The sequence below is a fragment of the Actinomyces sp. oral taxon 175 str. F0384 genome (genome assembly GCF_000223355.1).
In the GTDB taxonomy this organism is placed as follows: domain Bacteria; phylum Actinomycetota; class Actinomycetes; order Actinomycetales; family Actinomycetaceae; genus Actinomyces; species Actinomyces oris.
In genome coordinates this window covers 637,345-657,073 of the sequence record NZ_AFUR01000001.1, presented here as the reverse complement: position 1 = coordinate 657,073, position 19,729 = coordinate 637,345, and the positions used below count along the sequence as shown (strand labels likewise).

Below are 19,729 nucleotides of genomic sequence, written 5' to 3'. Positions count from 1 at the left end.
CCCCAACCGGGTTCACACCGGGATCCGCCCGTGTCCACAGTGACCATGAACATCCCCGAACGCCGAGGTTGTCCACACCCGGGGCTGACCGACGGCGACGCGACGGTCCCCAGCGGCGATTCTGGAGCAATGAGCACTCCCACCGCCGTCCCGGACCTCCACTGGCTCCTGCCGGCAGAGGCCTCGGCCTCGTTGCGCCGGCGCTCGGCGGGTGAGGCAGCCGCGGAGGCGGCTCTGGCCGCCTTGGCCGGTCCGTGGCACCTCGCGGTCCTGGACGGTCCTGACCGTGGCCTGGTGATGGCCGTCAGGGACGGCGCTTTTCTGGGCCGGGGCGAGGTTCTCAGTGACCCCTTGGTCTCCCGCCATCATCTGCGCCTGCGCCTTCACGGCGGCCGAGTCCTGGCGCAGGACTGCGGATCGGCCAACGGCTCCTACCGCTACTGGCACCTGGGGCTGTGGCTGCGTATGCGCCGGGAGACGAGGATGAAGGAGGGGACGCTCCTGCGGCTGGGAGACAGCCTGCTCGAGCTGCGCAGGCGCCCCTGCGACCTGGTAGTGGCGGCCCCTGCGACACAGGCCTCGTCAACGGCATGGTTGATGGTGGGCTCACTGGTCTGCGTCCTGGTCATGGGCGGCTCAGCAGTGATCGCGCTCAGGACGGGCAGCCGCGGTGCAATGGGCATGGTCATGGTGGCGCCGATGGTCACGATGACGATCATGCGTCTGGTGCCCTTCCTGCAACAACGGCGAGCCCAACGTGCCGGGCGCGCCGGGCGTGCCGGTGGGGCCCGATGGCGCGCTCGCCGGTACCACCGGGGACGCCGACCGGGGTGGAGGCGCAATGAGCCGGACCCTGCCACGATGCTGCTGGCCGTCGCCGCGCGCTCCAGCATGTCTCAGGCCGTCCGGGACTCCCGGTCCGAGGGCTCAACGCCCGCCTCCGCCGCTCAGGAGGTCCTGGCCGCGTGGAGTGCCGCTCGCCGACGACGCTGCGTCCTGACGCTCTGCGACGGCGAGAGCCTGGCCCTGGTGGGCAAGGGCGCCGGCAATGCGCTGCGATGGTGGTGTGCCCAGCTTCTGGCCCGCGACGAGGTCCGGGTGACCGTGTTGGATGCCCCGTCAGGAGCCCTGCAACATGAACGCGCGGGTCATCGGGACAGTGCGCACAGTGAGGGATGGGAGATGGCGAGTGGCCGGCTGGGGCTACGCCTCGCCTGGGGCCCGCAGGCCCACCCTCACAGCGCACAGATAGTGACTTGCGCCCACGATAAGGTCCCGCCCCAGGCTCTGAGCACACGGCCCGCTCCGGCCGGGGCGCCGTCGTGCTCACCGACCTGGTGGGAGGCGGTTCAACACCTGAGCCGCTCCCGGATCACGGAACCGCCCCGGTCGTCGTCCCGGGTCAATGGCGTCCCCGACGTGGTCCCCCTCAAGACGGTCATGCACGACCTCGACGCCCACGAGCTGCGGGAGCAGTGGCAGGAGCAGGCGCACTCGCCGACCCGGGGCGCCCCGGCGCTGTCAGCGGTGCTCGGCGTGGGAGCCCAGGGGCCGGTACGTGCCGACCTGGTGGCGGACGGCCCGCACGCCCTGCTGGCCGGGACAACGGGTTCGGGGAAGTCCGAGCTGCTCATCTCGTGGCTGGTACAGCTGGCGCTGAGCCGAGCGCCGGACCGCCTCACCCTGGTCCTGGTCGACTACAAGGGCGGTGCCGCCTTCGGCCCCCTCGCCGGCCTGCCGCACACGGCCGGGGTCCTGACGGATCTGGATCCCGCCGGCACCCAGCGCGCCCTGTCCTCCTTGGAGGCCGAGGTGCGCCGCCGCGAGCGGATCCTGGCCGCCCACGGCGCCAAGGATCTCTCCTGCCTGCCGCCACAGGTCGTCGTCCCCGATCTGGTGGTGGCGGTGGACGAGTTCGCCACCTTGGCCGGCGAGCACGCCGAGGTCCTGGAGTCACTGGTGCGTATCGCCGCCCAGGGGCGCAGCCTGGGCATCCACCTCATTCTGGCCACACAGCGCCCTCAGGGGGCCGTGTCCCCGGCGATTCGGGCCAACACCTCCTTGCGAGTGTGCCTGCGGGTGCTCGACGCCGCTGACTCCAGGGACGTCCTGGGGCACGACGGGGCCGCCCGGATCGGTCATCATCCCGGGCGGGTCCTGGTCAGTGGCGCCGGCGGCGCTCAGGAGAGTGCCCCTGACCGGCAAGGTCTCGGCGACGGAGCCAGTGGTGCTCCCAGCCCTGGCAGTCAGGTGCTTCAGGCCCCCTGGTGCGGCTCGACACGTGAGGTCCAGAGGATCGTCGACCTCATCTCACGCGCAGCCCAGGGGCACGCCTCCCCGTGGCGCCCCTGGGCGCCGGCCCTGCCCGCCTCGATCAGCGCGGCCGAGGCGCTCGAGCTGGTTCGGCTCCGGGGCCCCCGGGCACCGGGTGATCGTGAGGAGCAGGGAGCCGACGGGGCGCTCGCCCCAACGGAGCCTGCTGACCACGTAGGACTGTCCGGGTGCGACGACGACCATCTTCTCCTGGCCGTGACCGACCTTCCTCGCCAGCAGAGCCTGGGGCTGTGGCACTGGCGGGTCACACGCCCGCTGCTGGTCCTCGGGGCCTCAAGGTCAGGGCGGTCCACAGTCATCGCCTCAGCCGCGACGGCAGCACTGGGCGCGGGCCGAGGAGTGCACCTGTGCGGCTTCGCTTCCCCGACCTTAGACGCCTCCGGCCAGGCCCCGGACGAGGCCTCACCCATGCGCGAGCTCCTCACCCACCCCGGGGTGGGCACGGTGGTCGGCACGGAGGACCCGCGACGCCTGGCCCGGCTGTGGGGACTCGCCGCCAGTGGGCACCTCGGCACGGACCTGCTGTGCCTCGATAACGTCGACGCACTCATCGCGACCATCGATGAGGTGCTGGGCCCCGGCCAGGGCAACGCCCTGTTGGAGGCCGTTATCCGCACCACGTCCGCAGCGGGCACTCCCCTGCTGCTGACCGCGCCCTTGGTCGCCTCCACCGCCCGGTGGGCCGGATCCATGGGCCTCAGGCTGGTTCTCGGTGCGGCCACCAGCACACAGGCCGCTCTGGCCGGTCTTCCACGCGGGGTGGTCACCGGCGGCGCCCCGGGGCGCGGCGTCATCCTGGACGGGGCGACGACGACCGCCTGCCAGATCGTGCTCCGTGCGGACTTCCCGGTATCCGCCTCCGAGCGCGACGGCGCCCGCACGCTGCGGCTCGAGCCGCTGCCGACCCGGCTCACCTGGGAGGACGTCCCGGAGGGCACCTGGGCTGTGGGAGGAGACGCGGCGGCACCGGTCACGCTTCCGGCTCACACCAGCGTCCTGGTCGCCGGGCCTCCCGGATCGGGGCGCTCCACGGCACTGCGGGCTCTGGCCCAGGCGATGGCCTCCGACCCCCTCGTCGTTGACGACCTGGACCTGGCGGACATCGCCACCGCCACTCAGGTGGAGGCCGCGCTAGCGCGCTCCGAGGTGGTCCTGGCCTCCGCCTCGACGGAGAAGGTCGCCACGACCTTCCGCGGCGCGATCTCCACCATGCGTGAGCGTGAGGCACTCGTCGTGCTGTGGCCCGGTATGCGCCCTGCCGATCAGGCCGCCGGCATCTCCTTGCGGACGGTCACCGACCCCAGAGCGATGACGCTGCCCGGTCGTGGGGCACTCGTCTATCGCGGAACGTGCCTGCCCATTCAGATCGTGCTACCCCGGCCCGAAGACAATGATCGTCCTATTGAACACCCTGTTTAACAGGCATTCTCAATGAAGGAAAGTGGTGTTATCTCAACAGCTCAGCATCCTGTGAGGATCACGACAGGGTATCGGCACAGGTCTCATGATCGAGGTCTTGCCCACCGCCCCCCGTCGTGTGAAAGTTGTTCTCGGACGCGGCCGCCGTTCCCTGACAAGTTGGGTCGGCGCCAACCGCATGACCGATGACCTTGTAGGGGGCCCTTATGGACTGGCGCAGCCAAGCCGCATGTCTCACCGTTGACCCGGAGCTCTTCTTCCCCGTGGGGAACACAGGTCCCGCCATTGCCCAGATCGCCAAGGCAAAAGAGGTGTGCGGCCGCTGCGAGGTGGTGGACACCTGCCTGAAGTGGGCACTGGAGAACGGCCAGGACGCCGGCGTCTGGGGAGGCATGAGCGAGGACGAGCGCCGTTCTCTCAAGCGCCGGGCGGCCAGGGCCCGCCGGTCCTCCTGAAAACTGATCGAGTTCTTGACACTGCGGTGTTCGCACGGTTAATCGTGCGAACACCGTTTTGTTGATCTAGTGGTTCTCTACAGCGGGAAAAGGAAAGGTCAGGCTTCAGCCTTGGCAGCCCGCTGATGAAGGCGGGCATGAATGACGACGTCGGTGCCCCCTCCGCTCAGAGGCTCCCAATCAATGGCCCCGCGCAGCTCTCCTCGCACGAGCGTGGTGACGATCCGTGTTCCCAGTCCGGTCATGAGGGTGTCCGGCGCCAGGCCCGCACCGTTGTCCATGACGTGGACCTCGAGCCGGTCCTCGTCACGGTGGGCCGTGACCGTCACGCGGCCGTCGCGGCCATCGAGGCCGTGCTCGACGGCGTTGGTCACGAGCTCGGCCAGCACCGTGGCCAGCGCCTGCGCCGTGTCAGCGTCGACCACCCCGAAGGAGCCCTCCAGCTTGGTGCTGACCTCGCCCGTGGGCGTGGCCACGACCGCGGCCATGCGCAGGATGGAGGAGAAGACCTCGTCGAAGTCCACGTGCTCGTTGACGTTGTGGCTCAGGGCGTCGTGGACGGTGGCGATAGTGGTCACCCGGCGCTCGGCCTCGGACAGGGCCTGACGGGTCTCCTCGTTCGAGGCGCGGCGGGCCTGCATGCGCAGCAGCGCCGAGACGGTCTGCAGGTTGTTCTTGACCCGGTGGTGAACCTCCCGGATGGTGGCGTCCTTGTTGAGCAGAACCTGCTCACGCCGACGCACCTCGGTGACGTCACGCACTAGAAGCACCGCCCCGGAACGGCGCCCCTTGAGCGTCAGCGGGATGGAGCGCACAGACAGGAACACTCCCCCGACCTCGACCTCGGTGAGCCAGGCCTGCCTGCCCATGAGGACCACGGCCAGCGTCTCATCGACGGGGGTACGAGCAGGAATGATCGAGGTGACGGCCTCGGCCAGCAGGATCCCCTCCAGCTCGCCCTCAATCCCCAGGCGGTGGAAGCAGGAGCGCCCGTTGGGGCTGACGTAGACGATCCGCCCCTCCTCGTCCAGGCGCAGGACGCCGTCGGCCACGCGCGGCGTGCCGTGGCGGATCGTGGTGCCGGCCCCCTGGATGGGGAACTCGCCCGAGGCGGTCATCTGGCACAGGACCTCGGCGATCTCCTCCATCTCCCGCTCAACGATGCGCCCGCCCCGGATAACACCCACCGAGGTCTCCCGAGTCACGACGGCGATCGGCGTACCGGCGTGAACAACCGGGATGTACTCCTCCTGGACCGCGGCGGTACCGGTCCAGTAGGGCTCGGCCGCGTCCTGGATCTGGGCGGTGGACAGTGACTCCATGGCCATGGCCTCACGCGAGGCCGGCATGCGCCGCCCGACGACGTCCTCGAGGTGAACGGTGGTTCCCCCCGAGGGGCGGGTGTGGCCCGCGGCGATGAAGCGCCCCGCACGGGTACGCACCCACAGGACCAGGTCGGAGGTGGATAGGTCCGCAATCAGCTGCCAGTCGGCCACCAGCTGGTGGATCCAGTCAAGGTCGGCCTCAGCGAGGTCGACTGCGTCTCTCAGGGCGCTAGGCAGAAGATTAGGCACCTCTCAAGGTTATCGGCAGTGAGCGGAACCGGCTCGTTGAGCCGGCTAATTGCCAAGCAGGACACATGTTCGGGAACTGAGCGATCCCGCATTCAACCGCACGAGCACGCCTTGGCTTCCGTCCCCACGGGGGGTCGGAACATGCCCCGGACCAGCGAAACATGACAGGATCGCACCATGAGGAAGACCATCACCATCACCTATCCCGCCACTCCGGCACGCACCGCGCAGATGCTCGCCGACCCCGCCTACCAGAAGGCGCGGGTCTCACGGGCCGGGCTCGACAACGCCTCGGTGGACGTCGCCCAGCGAGGCCAGGGCTTCGTGTCCACCATCGCCGGAAGCATCCAGCCCTCCCAGCTGCCCTCGGTCGCCTCGAGGTTCGTGCGCTCGGCGGTGTCCTTCTCCGTGGCCGAGTCCTGGGGCGAGCCGAAGGATGACGGCTCACGCTCCGGCGGCTACGACGTGACGATCAAGAACGCCCCGGTCAAGGTCAGCGCCACCTCCACCATGTCTCCCGCCGGTGAGGCCACCACCGTCACCGTCGACGTCGACCTCAAGGTCACCGTGCCGTTGGTCGGCAAGACCATCGAGGAGAAGGCGATGGGCATGGTCGGCCGAGTCGTGGCGGACGAGGAGCGCCGGGCCGCCGCCTGGCTCGCCGAGCACTGATTCGCGTTTCATCACGCCCCGATCACTCGCGGATCACGCACGGATCACTGACTGTGCGCTGCGTCGCCCAGCGGCGTTATTCCCGTGCTGCGCCCCTGTCCGCCAGTGGCGCAGCACGGGGCTGTACGCCGATTCCACCGCCGAGTCTCGCCCGGTTTCATGGCACGATCAGGCCATGAGCACTTCTAACGCAGCCGCCTCCGCCCCTAACGCCGTGTGGGCCGAGCGCGCGGGCACCCGCCAGTACATCGGTCGCAACTCCTCGGGCGCTGAGGTCCGCATCGGGATGGGCCCGGGCGAGTTCTCCCCCGGTGAGCTGATGAAGATCGCCCTGGCCACCTGCAACACCCTGTCCGCCGATCACCGGCTGGCCAAGGCCCTGGGCGAGGACTTCGAGGCCACCGTGGGCTGCTCGACCGTCAAGAACGACGCCGAGGAACGCTACGAGTCCTTCCAGGTCGAGATCGTCACCGACCTGTCCTCGCTCGACGCCGAGCAGCGCGAGCTGCTCAGCCAGCGGGTCGCCGGCGCCGTCGACCGTCACTGCACCGTGGGCCACACCATCGAGCACGGCGCTTCCTACACCACGACGATCGTCGACCCCAACGAGGACTGAGCCCTCAGCACCCCGGCCCTTGAACCGGCCGCGCTCCCCGAGGCCCCCTGCGTCACTCAGGTAAGGAGACCACTGTGAACACCTCCCGCTCCGGGCGCTCCACAGCGCTGGAACGTGCCCTCGACAAGGCCATCGCCATCCCGGCCTCCCGCATCGAGGAGCGCGTCGCACGGATGCGCCGGGACCGCCCCGGGGCCGACGCCGCCGAGCTCGTCGAGATGGCCGGCGCCCGCTTCCGGCGGGACGCAGGGTTGTCATCGGGGGCGGTCGGGGCCTCGGCAGCCATCCCGGCCATCAGTACGGGCGCGGCCGCTGCCCTGACGGTCGGCCAGAGCGCCGCCTTCATCGCCTCGGCCGTCACCTACGTTCTGACTGTCGCGGAGATCCAGGGGGTCCACGTCGTCGACACCGAGCGCCGTCGGGCCCTGGTCCTCTCCGCCCTTCTGGGCAAGGAGGGATCCGAGGCGGTTCAGGGCCAGCTGGGTCTGTCCTCAATGTTCTGGGCGGCTCAGCTGCTCATGCAGATGCCCCTGCCATCGGTGAAGTCGATCAACGCCCACCTCATCAAGCGGGTGGCCAAGCGCTCGGCCGCCAAGGGTGGGGCGCTGGCACTGGGGCGCCTCCTGCCCTTCGGGATCGGGGCCGCCATCGGCTGGAAGGGGGGCCGGGCACTGGCCAACCAGGTCATCGAGGGAGCGCAGGCGGCGCTGGGGCCCCAGCTCGCTCTGAGCGACTACGTCGACAGCTCCCACGTCGAGGTGATCGAAGCGTGAGCGGTATCGGCAGCGGCAGCGATCCCTCACCGTCAGCCGCTCAGTACCCGGCCCTGGCGCAGATGGGGCTCGTCCCCCCACCAGGTGTCGACGTCGCCTACGAGAACCTCCTGGCCGAGGTCCTGACCAACGGGACTGCGAAGTCCGACCGCACCGGCACCGGGACGCGTTCACTCTTCGCCCGCCAGCTGCGCTACGACCTGCGCCGCGGCTTCCCGCGCATCACCACGAAGTTCGTGGCCATGAAGGCCGTCAAGGGTGAGCTGCTGTGGTTCTTGCGCGGGGAGACCAACGTGCGCTGGCTCCAGGAACGGGGCATCACCATCTGGGACGAGTGGGCCGACGACTCCGGTGAGCTGGGACCGGTCTACGGCTCGCAGTGGCGCTCCTGGCCCACCCGGGACGGGGGCACGATCGACCAGATCACCGGGCTCATCGACACGCTGCGCACCGACCCGGACTCGCGGCGCATGCTGGTGTCGGCCTGGAACGTCTCCGAGCTGGGGTCCATGGCGCTGGCCCCCTGCCACGCGTTCTTCCAGTGCTACGTGGCCGACGGCCGCCTGAGCCTGCAGATCTACCAGCGCAGCGCCGACCTGTTCCTGGGGGTGCCCTTCAACATCGCCTCTTACGCGCTGCTGGCCCACATGCTCGCCCAGCAGACGGACCTGGAGCCCGGAGAGCTCATCTGGACCGGTGGGGACTGCCACGTCTACGACAACCACGTCGAGCAGGTCCGCACCCAGCTCTCCCGGGTGCCCAGCGCCCACCCCTTCCCTACGCTGCGCCTGGAACGGGCCGAGTCCATCGACACCTACGACATGGACGACATCGACGCCTCCCAGGGCTACGAGCACCACCCCACGATCAAGGCCCCGGTCGCGGTATGAGCGGCCTGGGGATGATCTGGGCCCAGGACGTCACTGGCGTCCTGGGGGCCGACGGCAGCATGCTGTGGCGCGTGCCGGCGGACTTCGCCCATTTCAAGGCCACGACCATGGGCTGCGGGCTGGTCATGGGGCGCACCACCTGGGACTCACTGGGAGGGCCCCTGCCCGGGCGGCGCAATGTGGTTCTCACCCGTGACCGCTCCTGGCGGGCCGAGGGGGCGGTTCGCGCCGGCTCGCTGCGCGAGGGGCTCTCGCTGGCGTCACGGGGCCTGGCCGCCGAGCTGGGGCACGATCCCCGTGACGGGGATGCTGCGGGGCTGCCCCGCCTGTGGGTCATCGGTGGCGGGAGTGTCTACGAGCAGGCGCTGGCTGACGGCCTGCCCGATGTGCTCGTCGTCAGCGTCCTGGACCTGGATGCCACGCAGCGGGCCCGCGAGCGCGGCCTGCCCGACTCGGCGCTCGTGCGCGCGCCGGGGATCAGCACTCAGGAGTGGGCCATCGATCCGGTCCTCTCCGACCCGCGGGGGCAGTGGCGCCCCACATCCGGGGACGCGCGCTGGCGCGTGGAGACCTGGCGGCACCTGTAGACGCGCTCGAAACGCCCTCGGCGAGCGTTTCAGCGGATGCTCAGTGCTCGGCGTCGTAGCGCGCCCGGGCCTGGCTGACAGCGCCGAGGTGCTCAGTGGCCCAGGCCTCGACATGAGCGAGCGCCTCCGCCAGCCCTTTGCCTGAGTCGGTGAGCTCGTAGGTCACTCGCGGTGGGATCTCAGGGTACTGATGGCGCTCGATGAGTCCATCACGCTCAAGGCCCCTGAGGGTCTGGGTGAGCATCTTGGTGGAGATACCGTCGACGCGGGTCGATATCTCCTTGAATCGTTGTGGCTGGCCCGCTTCGTGAAGCGCCCCGACGACGAGCACGGTCCACAGGTCACCGAGCGACTTGAGTAGACGGCGTGAGGGGCAGCTGCGGCTATAGGGGTCGGGCGCCATCTCCCCGGCCTGCTGCGTGCCGGTCGGCTGCTCAGTATCGGCCACGTCGTCTCCTCGTGTGCTGGGTCGCTGATCCGTCGTCGGCCGCTCACGCGTGTGAGCGGCCGACGACGGGTATAGGCGACAGGTTACCTGCGAACCGGGAGCCTTACTCGAGGCTCACTCGAGGCTCACTCGAGGCTCACCCGGGGCTCACTCTGACACGACGGCGAAGCCGCCGGTCCAACCGACCTGCTCCGTGACACCCAGGGCGATGTTCAGCGCCCCGAGCGCCTCCATACGCTCCGCCCGCTTGAGCTCGCCGGCGTCGGCCCATGCCAGTCCGGCGGCCTCGACGAACGAGCGCAGGCCCGCCTTGGCCTCCGCGGAGTCGGAGGCGGCCAGGACTGTGGCCGGGCGGGCACCGATGGTGCCGCTCGCCAGGACGGCGGCGAAGACGGTGTTGAAGGCCTTGACCACATGGGCGTCCGGGAGCCTCACGGCGAGCTCGGCGGCCGCGGAGCTACCGGCCGGGACGAGAGAGTCGAGGGAGGTGAAGTCCAGGGGGTTGGTCGGGTCGACGACGACCTTGCCGGCGAAGGCCTGTGCGCCGTAGGTGGCGATGACGTCGTCGATGGCGGCGTAGGGCAGGGCGAGGACGACGATGTCACCGGTCAGGGGTGAACCGATCTGGGCGACGTCGACGCCCGACAGGCCGGTGGCCTTGGAGGCGTCGCGCACCAGGACCTGAGTACTGGCACCGGCCTTGACCGCCAGACCCGCGACCGCCGATCCGATGTTGCCGGCGCCGATGATGGAGATGGAGGGGACGGACATGAGAGCTCCTTGAGCATTAGTTGTTGAACGAACAACTAAACTCTCTCACGCGCACCCACTTTCCGAAAGAGAGTGACTGCATGTAAGAGATCACAACCGTTGTCCGCACGCTCCCCGCCATCACTGACAGGCCGGACACCGCGGCCCTCTCGCCGCTCAGAGCAGCTTCTTGGACGTGAGCCAGTCGGTGGCGATGGTCTTGGAGCTGAGCTTCTCGCCGGTGGAGCGCTGGTTGAGGGAGCGCAGCTCGTCGGGGGTCAGCAGGGCCGAGACCCGGTTGATGGCGGTGGCCGCGATGGCCGGCAGCGAGGCGGAGACCAGCGGGGTGACGTTCTGCGGGAGGATCAGCATCTGAGGGTCGGACAGGATGACGAGGTCCTTGGCCCCGATGGCGGGATCGGAGGAGTAGATGTCGGCGACATCGACAGTGCCGTCGGTGAGGGCCTTGACGGTCAGAGGCCCACCGGAGTCCTCCACCGGCGTGACGGAGGCGTCGACGCCGTAGACGGCCTTGAGGCCCTTGGGGCCGTAGGGGCGGGTGGTGAACTCCGAGTTCGCGGCGATCGTAATGGGCCGCCCCAGCGAGGCCAGGTCGCCGATGGAGGTCAGGGAGTGAGCCTGGGCGGTGGCCTTGGTGACGGTCAGGGAGTCCTGATCCGTCGCCTCGGCCGGGTTCAGGACGGTCAGCGAGTGCGGCAGGGTCCTCAGCAGGGCGTCCTGGATGGAGGCGGTATCGCCGGCGGCGCGGGAGGGGGTCGCAGTGGCGGTCACGGTGGCGGTCGTGGCAGTCGGGCCGCCTGAGGCGGAGGTCTTGCTGTAGTACTCCAGCAGGTTGCCGCCGTACTCGGGGATGACGTGGATCTTGCCGGCCTCGAGCTCGGGCAGGTAGACCTCCCGCTGGCCGATCTGGTACTGGCGGGTGACGGTCAGGCCCGTCTTCTCCATCATCTGGGCGTAGAGCTCGGCGATGATCTCGTTGGAGTAGTACTGCTGGCTGCCGATGATGATCGGGCCGCCGGAGTAGCCTCCCGAGGCTTGGTCGACGGCGAAGGGATCGGTGTCGGAGCAGGCGCTCAGGGCGAGCAGGCCGGTGGTCGCGCCGACGCCGGCCAGCAGGCCGCGTCGCGTCAGCTGCTTGCCGGGGCGCGGGTTGGACGGTGCAGTCATGCTGATTCCTTCCGGTGCTGCCGGGCACCTGGGGGCGTGACCCCCCGTTGAATGAGGGCGAAGATGGCCTCGGAGGCCAAGGCCAGGGCGATGACCAGGAGCGCGGAGGCGAGCATCATGACGTAGTCCTGGGTCTTGAGGCCCAGGAACATGAGTCGGCCGAGCCCGCCGGCGCCGGTGTAGGCGGCCAGTGTGGCGGTGGAGATGACCTGGAGGCTGGCCGAGCGCAGCCCGCCGACGAGCAGCGGCGCCCCCAGCGGGATCTCGACCCGGCCCAGCACCTGTAGCTCACTCATGCCGCTGGCCCGGGCGCCGTCGACGGCCATGGCTGAGGCCGCCCGCACCCCGCTCATGGCTCCGGCCAGGACACTGGGCAGGGCCAGGATGACGAAGGCGATCATGGGGGCGCTCAGGCCGACCCCGAGAACGAGGCCGAACAGGGTAATGAGGCCGAGGGTGGGCAGGGAGCGGGCCGTGCCGCTGAGCGGCTGCACCCAGGTTCGCCCGCGTCCGGTGTGCCCCACCCACCAGCCGGCGGGGACCCCGATGAGGGCGGCGATGAGGACACCGGCCAGGGAGTAGAGGACATGCTGGACCAGCAGCGGGCCGATCCCCATGGCCCCGCTCCAGTGAGCGGGATCGGCGATGTAGGCCAGGGCGGCCAGAACGAACCTCACGCCTTGCCCTCCTGACTGTTCGAGGCGGCTGCGCAGGCTCCGGCAGCGACTGCCCGGGCGTCGCCGGCGCGCTTCCAGGTCCAGGGCAGGCACAGCCGCCCCAGAGCGAGGACGAGCCCGTCCAGGACGAGGGCCAGGGCCGCGGTGGCCACCAGGCCGGTGACGATCTCTGCGGTGATGCCGCGCTGGAAGCCGTCGGTGAACAGCCAGCCGAGGCTGCGCACACCGAGGACCGCCCCGACAGTGGTCAGTGAGATCGTCGAGACCGTCACCACGCGCAGGCCGGTGAGGATCGCGGGGCCCGCCAGCGGCAGCTCGACGGTGAGGAAGCAGCGCAGGCGCCCCATGCCCATGGCGGTGGCGGCGTCCAGGACGCGGGCGTCAACGGCGTCGAGTGCGTCGGCGGTGGCCGGCACCAGGAGCGCCAGCCCGTAGAGGGTCAGGGCCACGATGACGTTGAGCGGGTCGCGGATGCCGGTGGCCAGGATGATGGGGAGGATGACGAACAGGGCCAGGGAGGGGACGGCGTAGAGCAGCGAGGAGCCGGTCACCAGCACGGCTCGCAACGGCCGGGCCACGCGGGCCAGCCGGGCGATGGGGATCGCCAGGACGAAGGAGGCGACGATCGCAGGAACCGCCTGGAGCAGGTGGGCCAGGAGGTGCCCGGCGATGGTGGGCAGGTTGGCCAGGACCCAGCTCATGCCTGTTCCTCCGCCTCCGTGGAGGACTCGTCGGCCAGGCGCCCGACGGCGCGGCCGGCCCGGTCCAGGACGATCCGGGACTCGGCGACGTCCGTGAGCTGAAGCTGGCGGGCGGCGTCGTCGAGGCCGAGGAAGCGGGCGACGAAGTCATCGGCCGGGTCGGCCAGTAGCTGAGGGCCGCTGCCTCGCTGGGCGACTTGGGCGCCTTCGCGCAGGAGGATGATCTCGTCGCCCAGGGCGAGGGCCTCATCGACGTCGTGGGTGACGAAGATGATGGTCTTCCCCAGTTCGGCCTGGATGCGGGCCATCTCGCGCTGGAGGTCGCGGCGCACGAGCGGGTCGACGGCGCCGAAGGGCTCGTCCATGAGGAGCACCTCGGGGTCGGCGGCCAGTGCCCGGGCCACACCGACCCGCTGGGCCTGGCCGCCGGAGAGCTGGTGGGGGTAGCGCCCGGCCAGGTCGCGGTCGAGGTCGAGCATGTCCATGAGCTCGAGGGCCCGGCACCGGGCGTCGTGGCGGTCGGCGCCCTGGAGGCGGGGTACGAGGGTGATGTTGTCGATGACGCGCCGGTGCGGCAGCAGCCCCGCGTTCTGCATGACGTAGCCGATGGAGCGACGCAGGGCCACGGCATCGCGGGTGGCGACGTCCTCGTCATCGATGAGGACCCGTCCGCTGGAGGGCTCCACCATGCGGTTGACCATGCGCAGCAGGGTCGTCTTGCCACAGCCGGACGATCCCAGCAGGACGGTGGTGGTGCCGGCCTCGATACGGGCGGTGAAGGAGTCGACGGCGGGGGAACCTGATTCGGCGCCCCTCCCGGCCGGGTACGACTTGGTAACGGCATCGAAGGTGATGGTGCTGCTCATTGCGGGTGCCAGGTGTCCTCTCATGGCCTTAGGCGGCGCGGCCCGATGGCGTATCGCAACCGTACCAGCCGTCACCTGCCGATCTGCCAGGTGACGGCCTTTCCCAAGGCGATTGGTGCAGGATTGAAAGCAAACACCCAGGTGCTCACCATCGACACGTCGAAGGTATCGACGAGCTGCTCCCTCTCAACACCGCAGCAGTGCGCACCATTCCCGCACCTCATGCCCAGGCTGCGACCCGGGCGGGCTTTCCGGATCAGAAGGACGGGCGCAGGGCGACGTCGTCGGAGTAGTCCGAGGCAACGAGCTCGACACGGTTGCCCTCGGGGTCAAGCACGGTGGCCTCGTAGTATCCGTCGCCGGTCTCGCGAGGCCCGTCGACGACCGGCACACCGGCTTCCGACATGTAGGAAGCCAGGCGATCGACGTCTTCGCGCCCCGGCAGGCCAAAGGAGACGTGAGCCCACCCCAGCCCGGCGGCCTCGCGCCCTTCGGCCAGCTCCGGACGGGTCATGATCTCCAGGCGGGTCCCCCGCTCGTCCGCGGGCGTCTCGGCGAAGTGGAGGATGTGGGTGCGCAGGCCGGTCCTGGGGTTCTCGTAGAGGCCGTTGGCGTGCCCGTCGAACCAATGGGAGTAGAAGTCGCGGGCGCTGTCGAGGTCGGCGACCCAGATGGCGACGTGGTCGAGGTACGGCATGGTCATTCCTTTCCTGACGGTGGAGAATCACTACCGACAACCAGAAATGATCGTACGATCACTCTTCAAGGCAGCGATTTTTTGGCATTGAATCAACGGATTTCCGAAACTCCGATCCGTTGACACCAACAGTAGAAGACCATACGATCATTGTCATTGCTCGTTCTCCAGCAAAACGATCACCTCGTTGCTACCGATGCGGAGGAAGCATGCGCGAGAGTCCCCACGACAGGCGCCGCACGATACTGCGCGCCCTGAGCCCCACCACGGTCCACAGTGTGCAGGCGCTGTCCCGGCTGACCGGGGTCTCGGTCATCACCATCCGCCGGGACCTGGCAGAGCTGGCCCATGAGGGCCTGGCGACCCGGGTCCACGGCGGGGCTCTGCGTGCACCGCGCCGTGGAGCCGCCCGACCGGCCTCCATGCGTCGCAGGCAGGATGTGGAGATCAAGCGCCGTCTGGCGCAGGCCACTGCCGAGCTCATCGAGGACGGGGAGGCGGTCATCATCGACTCGGGGACCACCTGCGAGATGGTGGCTGAGCAGCTGGCCGGCCGCGACATCCGGGTTCTGTGCCTGTCGCTGGGAGCCGGGGCGGCAGTGGCCTCCGTGCGTGGAGCCGCGGTGACCATCGCGGGCGGCCCGGTGGATCCGGAGTCCCTCTCCCTGTTCTCCGCTGAGGCGGTCGAGGCGGTGCGCGCGTTCCGCGCCGACGTCGCGGTCCTGTCCGCCTGCGCCGTGTCCACCCATGAGGGCCTGACCGTCATGGAGTCCGACGACGCGATGGTCAAGCGCGCCATCATGGCCTCCTCCACCCGACGCGTTCTGCCGACCGCACCGAGCAAGATCACCCAGACCAACACCTACCGGTTCGGGCGTATCGAGGACCTCGACACGCTGCTGACAACAAGCCAGATCGACCCCGAGGCACTCGAGGAGCTGCGGGGAGTCGGGGTTGATGTCGTCCTGTGCGACTAACGGCGAACGACCGGGTCGCAGCGGAGCGACTTAGCCCAGCAGTGCTGCGAGGGTGCAGACGATGGCCAACAGCGGGAGGAGCCCCTGCTTGGCCGCTGCGCCACGGTGCGGCGCCGAGGCCAGGGCCAGGACCACGGCGGCGGCCAGCATGGCCCCGGTTCCGGCCAGGATGAGGGCGGCGCCGAGCGCCACGTGTCCCAGGGCCGCCAGGGTGACTCCGGTCAGCGTCTGGAGGGCCAGGAAGAGGTTGTAGAAGCCCTGGTTGAAGGCGTAGAAGGCGTGGGGCCTGGCCTCCTCGGGCGTGCCTCCGAAGGTCTTGCGGGCCAGGGGCCCCTCCCAGGCGATGGACTCCATGTAGAAGATGAGGACATGGAGAGCGGCGGCCAGGACGGCGAGGACCATTGCGGCCGTCAGCATGAGCGCTCGATTCATGGGACGGATGGAAACCGGTCGGCTCAACCGCCCCATCGCCGTCGTTATTCCCCCGGGAGTCCCGGCGCAGTCTCCTGAATGTCCTGCGCTCAGGAGGCCTGCTTGGTCACCCAGGCGATGAAGTTCTCCTCGCCGGTGCCGGTCAACTCGGCCATCGTGTGCCCCTGCCCCCAGATGGTGGCGAAGTCGACATTGCCGGCTCCGGCCTGCTGGAGCGCCAGGGCGAGGTTCACCTCAACGGTGGAAGCCGTGTCGCCCTGGGTGATGCCGGTGCGGATGCGCCAGGCCGGGGCAATGGTGGAGCTGCCCCGCCCCTTGGAGTCCTGGGTGAGGTAGTACAGGGGGTCGTACATCGCCACGCGCGTGACAATGTCGGTGCCGACCGAGTCCTTGGCGGCCAGGTCCTTCTCATAGGCGGCGACGCCGTAGTCCTTGTTCCAGCCCGACAGGCTCGCGTACCTGGACTGCCCTTTGGAGATGACCTCGCGGCTCAGGGAGGAGAAGTGCTGCTTGTTCTCCCCCGAGCCCATGACAAGGTTCTCGGTCTGGGCGCGGCCCACGCCGTCGAAGGCCCCCACGTCCTTGGAGGCGTTCTTCTGGGAGGTGACGAAGCCCTGCAGCCCGGTGATCGTCGCGGTCTTCTTGGAGGCGTCGTAGGTGACCCACTGCGAGGAGGAGTTGAGGAAGGCGATGTACTCCTCCACCGTCTTGTAGGTGGTGGACTCGGCGCTGCCCTGACTGCCTCCTCCGGGCGTCCCGCCCTTGGGTGGCGTGCCGCCGGCGTCACTGGGCGGGGTTCCCGACGGCGCCCCGCCGCCCCCACCGGGCTCCATCCCCGCCATCTCGGTGGAGGAGGGCGTGTAGGGGAAGGTGGTGGCCGCCAGGAAGTCGTTGAGGGACTTCTGGATGACCGCCACGAGGTGGTCGTAGTAGGAGCCTGACAGGAAGGTGCCCTGGGAGGAGGACTCCAGGGTCAGAGGCTTGCCCTGGGAATCGGTGAGCTTCAGCCCGTTGAGGTAGGCGGGGAAGGCGGCAGCGAGATCCTGGGAGTAGGCCCGCGTCCAGGTGCCCTCGGCCCGGGTGTCGGAGGAGGCGAACTGCCCCATGTTCCACTCGTAGGCGGCGTTGGCGCTGTCCAGGCTGGTGATCGGGCACCAGCACATGGCTCCGGCCACGGCGTCGGACAGTGCCTTGCCGCTGGTGTCAGTGGTGGCGGCCCCCAGGACGGCCAGGTAAGGGGCGAACAACTCGCTGTCCCCGGAGGCTCCGGCGACGGCGCTCTGCGCCCCTCCCCCGCTGTGCCCGAAGACATAGACCTTCGCGGCGTCGCCGGGCACGGCGGCGGAGTTGTAGCGCCGGTAGCGCACGGCGGCCTTGAGGTCGGCGACACCCCAGGGCGCGTTGCCGGAGTAGGTCTGGGAGTTGGAGTCCTTGCCGCGCAAACCGGCGAGGACGTAGATGAAGCCGGCCTCCATGTAGGCCTTGATGGTGTCGTAGGAGTACTCGGTGGGCGGCTTCTGGGCGGAGTATCCCGGGGTGTTGACCGGGAAGACGGTGGGTGCGGTGGCAGCGGTGAAGCTGCCGACGGCGCCCGAGGCGTTGACGGTGACCGTGTAGGTGCCGTTGCCGTTGTCCTTCCCAGTGAAGTAGGCACCGGGCACGTAGATGCCCAGGGTCTCGTAGTCCGAGGCCTGGGGCGTGGCCACATAGCGCAGACCCAGCTGGTAGTAGACCTTGTGGTCCGCGTCGTAGCGCCAGGCGGCGGAGTCCAGGGCGAGCTTGGCATCGGTGGGCGCCTGCGACGAGGCCGTGGAGGAGGCCTGCGCGGTGGCCCCTCCGGTGGAGCAGGCTCCCAGGCCCAGGAGTCCCGCCGTGGCGGGCAGGGCGGCAAGGATGGTGCGTCGTGGCAGGTTCATCGTGGTTCCCTCCGGCACGCTCAGTCGCGTGCCTCGCTCGGGTGTCTGCGTACGTGGCTAGCACATCACCTTAAGGCACGGACGATCCCAGGACGTGGCTGTGCCGCTTCTGTGAGTCGGCATCCGCGTGCTGGCGAGCAAGCCAGAATGTGGGCTCGGCTCGTACGACGACGGCGTCGCCCTCACGTGAAGGGCGACGCCGTCGTCAGCTATGGGGGACAGTCCTGAGGATCAGTCCTCAGCGACACTGGGGTGAGTCATGTCCATGGGGACGACCCACTTGTCGAACTCCTCAGCGGTGACGAAGCCGAGCTCGAGGGCGGACTCGCGCAGGGACAGGCCCTTGTGGTGCGCGTTCTTGGCGATCTTGGAGGCCTTGTCGTAGCCGATGTGGCGGTTGAGGGCGGTGACCTGCATGAGGTTGGTCTCCAGGTTGGCCTTGATCCGCTCGGTGTTGGGCTCGATGCCGTAGGCGCAGTTGGTGTCGAAGGAGACGCAGGTGTCACCCAGGAGCTGGATGGACTCCAGAACGCACCAGGCCATGACCGGCTTGAAGACGTTGAGCTGGAAGTTGCCCTGGGATCCGGCGAAGCCGACGGTGGCGTCGTTGCCGAAGACCTTCGTGGCCACCATGGTCATGGCCTCGCACTGGGTGGGGTTGACCTTGCCAGGCATGATCGAGCTACCGGGCTCGTTCTCCGGGATGATGAGCTCGCCGATGCCGTTGCGGGGGCCGGAGGCGTACCAGCGCACGTCGTTGGCGATCTTCATGAGGGCGTCGCCCAGGACGCGCAGGGCGCCGGAGACCTGAACCAGGGCGTCGTGGGCACCCAGGGCGGCGAAGAGGTTGTCCGCCTGGGTGAACTCAATGCCGGTCTCCTCGGAGATCTTCTTGGCGCACAGGGCCCCGAACTTCGGGTGAGCGTTGAGGCCGGTGCCGACGGCGGTCCCGCCGATGGCGAGCTCACGGGCGCGGGAGTCGGCGTAGCGGATGCCGTCGAGGGCGAAGTCGATCTGGGCGACCCAGCCACTGATGACCTGCCCCAGGGTGATGGGGGTGGCGTCCTGCAGGTGGGTGCGGCCCACCATGACGACGTCGGCGTAGGCCTTGGCCTTGGCATCCAGGGTGTCGCGCAGCTGCTGGACGCGCGGGTACATGGCGGCCAGCTCGTTGACGACGGCGATGTGCATGGCGGTGGGGAAGGTGTCGTTGGAGGACTGGCCGCGGTTGACGTGGTCGTTGGGGTGGACCGGGGTCTTGGAGCCGCGCTCGCCGCCGGCCAGCTCAATGGCGCGGTTGGAGATGACCTCGTTGGAGTTCATGTTGGACTGGGTGCCCGAGCCGGTCTGGAAGACCACGAGCGGGAACTCGGCGTCGAGGTCACCGGCGATGACCTCGTCGCCGGCCTTGGCGATGAGCTCGGCGATGTCGGCGGGCAGCTCACCGAGCTCGGCGTTGGCCAGGGCGGCGGACTTCTTGAGGATCCCCAGGGCCTTAATCATGGGGCGGCCCCACACGAAGGTCTCGCGGCCGATGTCGAAGTTGTGCAGGCTCCGCTCGGTCTGGGCCCCCCAGTAACGGTTGGCGTCCACCTCGATGGTGCCCATGGAGTCGGATTCGGTGCGGGTCGTGACAGCCTGGTTGGGCGTCTTTGCATCAGTTGTCATAGGTGCAAGGTTAGGCGCTAGTGCTCGCCGCCGTGCGGGGACGGGCGTCCCAGACACGTCTCAGATCGCTACCGGCCGAGAGCATCGTC

General features: G+C 69.2%; 19 protein-coding genes. 8 read left to right on the top strand and 11 right to left on the bottom strand.

Annotated elements, in window-relative coordinates:
* The first annotated feature begins 30 nt into the window (after positions 1-30).
* Together HMPREF9058_RS02780 and HMPREF9058_RS02775 are read left to right on the top strand one after the other, a co-directional pair.
* Positions 31-3,753, top strand: coding sequence for an FtsK/SpoIIIE domain-containing protein (locus HMPREF9058_RS02780; RefSeq protein ID WP_009747289.1), 3,723 nt, complete (start codon positions 31-33; stop codon positions 3,751-3,753).
* 206 nt (positions 3,754-3,959) lie between these two features.
* Positions 3,960-4,208 (top strand): WhiB family transcriptional regulator, encoded by a 249-nt coding sequence (locus HMPREF9058_RS02775; RefSeq protein ID WP_003779481.1) that lies wholly within the window; start codon positions 3,960-3,962, stop codon positions 4,206-4,208.
* A 98-nt stretch (positions 4,209-4,306) separates the two neighbouring features.
* On the opposite strand, the gene HMPREF9058_RS02770 is transcribed toward HMPREF9058_RS02775, so the two are convergent.
* Positions 4,307-5,782, bottom strand: coding sequence for a sensor histidine kinase (locus tag HMPREF9058_RS02770; protein ID WP_009406033.1), 1,476 nt, complete (start codon positions 5,780-5,782; stop codon positions 4,307-4,309).
* 177 nt (positions 5,783-5,959) lie between these two features.
* On the opposite strand from HMPREF9058_RS02770, the gene HMPREF9058_RS02765 reads away from it, so the two are divergent.
* From HMPREF9058_RS02765 to HMPREF9058_RS02745, 5 genes are all read left to right on the top strand, one after another.
* Positions 5,960-6,454, top strand: coding sequence for a DUF2505 domain-containing protein (locus HMPREF9058_RS02765; protein ID WP_009747413.1), 495 nt, complete (start codon positions 5,960-5,962; stop codon positions 6,452-6,454).
* Between the two features lie 175 nt (positions 6,455-6,629).
* Positions 6,630-7,070: an OsmC family protein gene (locus HMPREF9058_RS02760; RefSeq protein ID WP_003789729.1), complete on the top strand. Its 441-nt coding sequence runs from the start codon at positions 6,630-6,632 to the stop codon at positions 7,068-7,070.
* A gap of 74 nt (positions 7,071-7,144) precedes the next feature.
* Complete coding sequence (locus tag HMPREF9058_RS02755; protein WP_009747504.1) at positions 7,145-7,843, top strand: hypothetical protein; 699 nt, start codon at positions 7,145-7,147, stop codon at positions 7,841-7,843.
* Complete coding sequence (locus tag HMPREF9058_RS02750; protein WP_009406260.1) at positions 7,840-8,733, top strand: thymidylate synthase; 894 nt, start codon at positions 7,840-7,842, stop codon at positions 8,731-8,733. The genes HMPREF9058_RS02755 and HMPREF9058_RS02750 overlap by 4 nt, the downstream gene beginning before the upstream one ends.
* Positions 8,730-9,320, top strand: a complete 591-nt coding sequence (locus HMPREF9058_RS02745; protein WP_009747541.1) for a dihydrofolate reductase — start codon at positions 8,730-8,732, stop codon at positions 9,318-9,320. The genes HMPREF9058_RS02750 and HMPREF9058_RS02745 overlap by 4 nt, the downstream gene beginning before the upstream one ends.
* 40 nt (positions 9,321-9,360) lie before the next feature.
* On the opposite strand, the gene HMPREF9058_RS02740 is transcribed toward HMPREF9058_RS02745, so the two are convergent.
* The 7 genes from HMPREF9058_RS02740 to HMPREF9058_RS02710 form a co-directional block, all read right to left on the bottom strand.
* The gene (locus HMPREF9058_RS02740) at positions 9,361-9,768 is read right to left on the bottom strand and encodes a helix-turn-helix domain-containing protein (RefSeq protein WP_009406329.1); all 408 of its coding nucleotides are present in this window, start codon (positions 9,766-9,768) and stop codon (positions 9,361-9,363) included.
* A gap of 147 nt (positions 9,769-9,915) precedes the next feature.
* Positions 9,916-10,539, bottom strand: a complete 624-nt coding sequence (locus tag HMPREF9058_RS02735) for an NADPH-dependent F420 reductase (protein WP_009405653.1) — start codon at positions 10,537-10,539, stop codon at positions 9,916-9,918.
* A 156-nt stretch (positions 10,540-10,695) separates the two neighbouring features.
* Positions 10,696-11,706: an ABC transporter substrate-binding protein gene (locus HMPREF9058_RS02730; protein WP_009747230.1), complete on the bottom strand. Its 1,011-nt coding sequence runs from the start codon at positions 11,704-11,706 to the stop codon at positions 10,696-10,698.
* Complete coding sequence (locus tag HMPREF9058_RS02725) at positions 11,703-12,383, bottom strand: ABC transporter permease (protein ID WP_009747223.1); 681 nt, start codon at positions 12,381-12,383, stop codon at positions 11,703-11,705. Before HMPREF9058_RS02725 ends, HMPREF9058_RS02730 begins: the two co-directional genes overlap by 4 nt.
* Complete coding sequence (locus HMPREF9058_RS02720) at positions 12,380-13,084, bottom strand: ABC transporter permease (protein ID WP_009405832.1); 705 nt, start codon at positions 13,082-13,084, stop codon at positions 12,380-12,382. The genes HMPREF9058_RS02725 and HMPREF9058_RS02720 overlap by 4 nt, the downstream gene beginning before the upstream one ends.
* Positions 13,081-13,950 (bottom strand): ABC transporter ATP-binding protein, encoded by an 870-nt coding sequence (locus tag HMPREF9058_RS02715; RefSeq protein WP_009747373.1) that lies wholly within the window; start codon positions 13,948-13,950, stop codon positions 13,081-13,083. Before HMPREF9058_RS02715 ends, HMPREF9058_RS02720 begins: the two co-directional genes overlap by 4 nt.
* A gap of 256 nt (positions 13,951-14,206) precedes the next feature.
* Complete coding sequence (locus tag HMPREF9058_RS02710; protein WP_043537593.1) at positions 14,207-14,653, bottom strand: VOC family protein; 447 nt, start codon at positions 14,651-14,653, stop codon at positions 14,207-14,209.
* A gap of 203 nt (positions 14,654-14,856) precedes the next feature.
* Between HMPREF9058_RS02710 and HMPREF9058_RS02705 the strand changes: the two genes are divergently transcribed.
* Positions 14,857-15,624, top strand: a complete 768-nt coding sequence (locus HMPREF9058_RS02705) for a DeoR/GlpR family DNA-binding transcription regulator (protein ID WP_043537592.1) — start codon at positions 14,857-14,859, stop codon at positions 15,622-15,624.
* 30 nt (positions 15,625-15,654) lie between these two features.
* Here HMPREF9058_RS02705 and HMPREF9058_RS02700 read toward each other — a convergent pair whose 3' ends face one another.
* The 3 genes from HMPREF9058_RS02700 to fumC all read right to left on the bottom strand — a co-directional run bounded on the left by HMPREF9058_RS02700 (position 15,655) and on the right by fumC (position 19,640).
* Complete coding sequence (locus HMPREF9058_RS02700) at positions 15,655-16,041, bottom strand: DUF1304 domain-containing protein (RefSeq protein WP_009406484.1); 387 nt, start codon at positions 16,039-16,041, stop codon at positions 15,655-15,657.
* A 104-nt stretch (positions 16,042-16,145) separates the two neighbouring features.
* Positions 16,146-17,972, bottom strand: a complete 1,827-nt coding sequence (locus HMPREF9058_RS02695; RefSeq protein WP_009747481.1) for a subtype A tannase — start codon at positions 17,970-17,972, stop codon at positions 16,146-16,148.
* 231 nt (positions 17,973-18,203) lie between these two features.
* Positions 18,204-19,640 (bottom strand): class II fumarate hydratase, encoded by a 1,437-nt coding sequence (gene fumC / locus HMPREF9058_RS02690; protein WP_050797984.1) that lies wholly within the window; start codon positions 19,638-19,640, stop codon positions 18,204-18,206.
* Positions 19,641-19,729: the final 89 nt, after the last annotated feature.

What these genes read in the sequence shown, in the direction of transcription:
- HMPREF9058_RS02745 (WP_009747541.1), top strand. Translation starts at nt 8,730, where the DNA reads ATGAGCGGCCTGGGGATGATCTGGGCCCAGGACGTCACTGGCGTCCTG.
- HMPREF9058_RS02730 (WP_009747230.1), bottom strand. Translation starts at nt 11,706, where the DNA reads ATGACTGCACCGTCCAACCCGCGCCCCGGCAAGCAGCTGACGCGACGC.
- HMPREF9058_RS02705 (WP_043537592.1), top strand. Translation starts at nt 14,857, where the DNA reads ATGCGCGAGAGTCCCCACGACAGGCGCCGCACGATACTGCGCGCCCTG.
- HMPREF9058_RS02700 (WP_009406484.1), bottom strand. Translation starts at nt 16,041, where the DNA reads ATGCTGACGGCCGCAATGGTCCTCGCCGTCCTGGCCGCCGCTCTCCAT.
- HMPREF9058_RS02765 (WP_009747413.1), top strand. Translation starts at nt 5,960, where the DNA reads ATGAGGAAGACCATCACCATCACCTATCCCGCCACTCCGGCACGCACC.
- HMPREF9058_RS02775 (WP_003779481.1), top strand. Translation starts at nt 3,960, where the DNA reads ATGGACTGGCGCAGCCAAGCCGCATGTCTCACCGTTGACCCGGAGCTC.
- HMPREF9058_RS02735 (WP_009405653.1), bottom strand. Translation starts at nt 10,539, where the DNA reads ATGTCCGTCCCCTCCATCTCCATCATCGGCGCCGGCAACATCGGATCG.
- HMPREF9058_RS02760 (WP_003789729.1), top strand. Translation starts at nt 6,630, where the DNA reads ATGAGCACTTCTAACGCAGCCGCCTCCGCCCCTAACGCCGTGTGGGCC.
- HMPREF9058_RS02715 (WP_009747373.1), bottom strand. Translation starts at nt 13,950, where the DNA reads ATGAGCAGCACCATCACCTTCGATGCCGTTACCAAGTCGTACCCGGCC.
- HMPREF9058_RS02710 (WP_043537593.1), bottom strand. Translation starts at nt 14,653, where the DNA reads ATGACCATGCCGTACCTCGACCACGTCGCCATCTGGGTCGCCGACCTC.
- HMPREF9058_RS02695 (WP_009747481.1), bottom strand. Translation starts at nt 17,972, where the DNA reads ATGAACCTGCCACGACGCACCATCCTTGCCGCCCTGCCCGCCACGGCG.
- HMPREF9058_RS02720 (WP_009405832.1), bottom strand. Translation starts at nt 13,084, where the DNA reads ATGAGCTGGGTCCTGGCCAACCTGCCCACCATCGCCGGGCACCTCCTG.
- fumC (WP_050797984.1), bottom strand. Translation starts at nt 19,640, where the DNA reads ATGACAACTGATGCAAAGACGCCCAACCAGGCTGTCACGACCCGCACC.